Raw genomic sequence first — 2,963 nt, forward strand, 5'->3', positions numbered from 1 at the left:
TGATTCACTATTGCCAGAGACCTTCGATCAATCTACCTGAATACACTGGTTTAATCTCAGAACCAGATGTTCAACATCTGCTCCCATTAGCCCGGCAGCCTCTTTGATAGATACCAGCTTGGCAGCATGTCGCATTACCGGTGATTCAAGATCTGTAAATCCCACATCATGAAATAAACGAACCGTTTCAGGAAATAGGTCAATAACCCTTTCAAGTTTCCACTCTTCTGTAATTTCCATATATATCACCTACGTTTCGATAGGGACAGTATCCAATTCTCCCCATTCAGCCCAAGAAGCATCGTATACGCGTAAATGTTGATATCCTAACAACCTCAAAATCGCATAACTATGGCTGGCACGCAGGCCCATCCAGCAGTATGCAACAACCTCTTTACTGGCATCTATCCCTTTGTTTTCATATAAGATTTTCAAATCTTCACCTGACTTGAATCTGCCGGTTGTCGGATCAATTGTCTCTAACCAGTGTACATGAACAGCTCCGGGAATGTGTCCTCCCCTCTTACCATATACTGTCTTGCCGGTAAACTCACTTGCAGTACGCACATCCAGGAATGTTATCCTGTCATCTTCCAAATGGTCAAGTATCCATTCTTTTGTTGCAAGTCTTGTTTCATCAACTTCACCAGAAAAATTGGCTTTTTTAACGGTTGAGACCTCACTGGTAAACGCACCACCTTCATCGATCCATCCCTTGATACTGCCATCGAATATACTCACCCTGTCATGTCCAAAATATTCCAGGGTCCAGAGAAGCCTTGCTGCAAATACCCCTCCAAAATTATCATAAGCAATAACATGAGTTCCATTATCAATCCCGCGGGAACCTAAGACCTGTTCAAAAATATCCTGAGATATGCACATGGCAGGTAATCCCAGTTGTGTCCTTACAATATCTTTCAATCCAATGTTCACGGAATTCCTGATGTGACCTTTAGCATAATCAACAGCAGTCCTGGTATCTACTATCCGAATTTCAGGATCGTCGATATGATCGTTCAGCCATTTCGCATTAATCCTATTTTGAATATTCTTATTTGTCAAAACTAAACCTCCCACAAAAATAGATGAATATATTGATATTTAACAATTCGCAAAAGATTATAACCATTTCTTCCTTTTGAAATACATGACCATAAAAGCGGCTACGGTTAGGACGACCATCCAATACACAGGATAGCTCCACCGCCAGCCAAGTTCAGGCATGTATTCAAAATTCATTCCATAATTACCTGCAATAAAAGTAAGGGGAATAAATATTGTAGCAATAATGGTCAGGACCTTCATGACTTCGTTCATTTTATTACTGACACTTGAAAGATAAATATCCAGCATGCCTGAAAGCATATCCCTGAATGTTTCTATGGTATCGATAACCTGGATAGTATGGTCGTAGACATCCCTCAGATATATGGTTGTGGAATCCTGAATTAATGATGATTCACCCCTTTCCATACTGTTGACCACTTCTCGCAGTGGCCAGACAGACTTTCGTAAAAATATCATCTCCCTTTTTAGCTCATGTATGGTCTGTAATGTCTCTGGTCTGGGATTTGTTACCAGTTCTTCTTCCATTGCTTCAATCTTTTCTCCCAGTTTCTCAAGAATTACAAAATAATTGTCAACAATGGCATCAAGCAATGCGTAAGCAAGATAATCAGCCCCCATCTTTCTGATACGGCCCTTTGAATTCCTGATACGATCCCTGACATGATCAAAAACATCTCCTTCCATTTCCTGAAAGGAAATAATGAAATTTGAGCCAAGAATGATACTTATCTGTTCAGCGTTTATTTCATTATCAATTTCATCAAAAGTAAGTAATCGTAAAACAACATAGATGTAATGTTCAAAATCTTCCATTTTCGGACGTTGTTCAGTATGAACAATATCTTCAAGGATCAACGGATGCAGATCAAAATGATTCCCGATCTTCTCAATAATCTCAATCTCGTGGATACCATCAATGTTAATCCAGGTTACTGTGGGTTTATCTTTGAAAGAGAAGCATTCATCGACTGTTTTTGCAACCTTTTCTTCAAGATATTCAGCATCGTAGTCTATAATGGTTATTTTTGTTTTTTCTACCTTCTTTTCCCCAACATGGACGAGAGTCCCAGGCGGAAGGCCTATCTTTTGTGTTCTTTTTTTGAAAAACCTGGACATTGCTTCTCCCCTAATAATATAATAGATTGCATAGATTATATTTAAAAGTAAGGGTATTATATATATACCATACATATATTCAGTGGAGTTATATGAACGAGATCGCTTTCCTGCTATTTGCATTTGTGTCCCTTTTTGTGATTGTAAATCCTATCAGTGGAGTTTTGACCTTCATCTCCCTTACATCCCAGATGACTTTCGAGGAAAAGAATGCCATGGCAAAACGATCCGTCATACTGGCCTGTATAATAGCACTTTTTTTTGCAATAACTGGTGATCTGTTATTGAAGATCTTCAGTATCAATGTGGATTCACTTAGAGTTGCAGGTGGTATACTGTTATTTACCATCGCTTTTGATATGATGCATGCTCAGATTTCAAGAGAGAGTATTACTGAAAAAGAGATGCAGGAGTCCAAGAAACGTGAAGATGTCTGGATTTTTCCCATTGCCATGCCTATTATCACAGGACCGGGTACAATTACCACAATAATAGTGTTGATAGGTAATACGGATGTAATTGAGCACAAGTTATTGGTCGGACTTGCTATATTGCTGACTTTTTCAATATCGCTATTGATATTCCTATTTTCCAGGAGAATTAACAAATGGGTCGGATATACCGGAATGTTGGTATTCACAAGGATCATGGGACTGTTTCTGGCTGCTCTGGCTGTGAATTTCATTACGCAGGGTATCTGGAACATTTACCAGACGTTTCCATGATCATTTCATTATCTAAGAATTTGATGGTTTAGAAATATCCGGGTAATTAGA

At 38.8% G+C, this 2,963-nt stretch carries 4 protein-coding genes; 1 reads left to right on the top strand and 3 read right to left on the bottom strand.

What is annotated here, in order from left to right:
- Nucleotides 1–27: 27 nt before the first annotated feature.
- The 3 genes from IBX40_12405 to corA are packed head-to-tail and all read right to left on the bottom strand — an operon-like array spanning nt 28 to nt 2,187.
- Complete coding sequence (locus IBX40_12405) at nt 28–240, bottom strand: DUF1858 domain-containing protein (protein MBE0525111.1); 213 nt, start codon at nt 238–240, stop codon at nt 28–30.
- Between the two features lie 9 nt (nt 241–249).
- The gene (locus tag IBX40_12410) at nt 250–1,065 is read right to left on the bottom strand and encodes a sulfurtransferase (protein MBE0525112.1); all 816 of its coding nucleotides are present in this window, start codon (nt 1,063–1,065) and stop codon (nt 250–252) included.
- A gap of 57 nt (nt 1,066–1,122) precedes the next feature.
- Nucleotides 1,123–2,187 carry a magnesium/cobalt transporter CorA gene (gene corA / locus IBX40_12415; GenBank protein ID MBE0525113.1) on the bottom strand — a complete coding sequence of 355 codons (1,065 nt, stop codon included), beginning with the start codon at nt 2,185–2,187 and terminating at the stop codon, nt 1,123–1,125.
- Nucleotides 2,188–2,279: 92 nt separating this feature from the next.
- Here corA and IBX40_12420 point away from each other — a divergent pair, with 92 nt between their 5' ends.
- Nucleotides 2,280–2,912, top strand: coding sequence for a MarC family protein (locus IBX40_12420; GenBank protein ID MBE0525114.1), 633 nt, complete (start codon nt 2,280–2,282; stop codon nt 2,910–2,912).
- Nucleotides 2,913–2,963 lie beyond the last annotated feature (51 nt).

It is taken from the genome of Methanosarcinales archaeon, from assembly GCA_014859725.1.
GTDB lineage: Archaea > Halobacteriota > Methanosarcinia > Methanosarcinales > Methanocomedenaceae > Kmv04.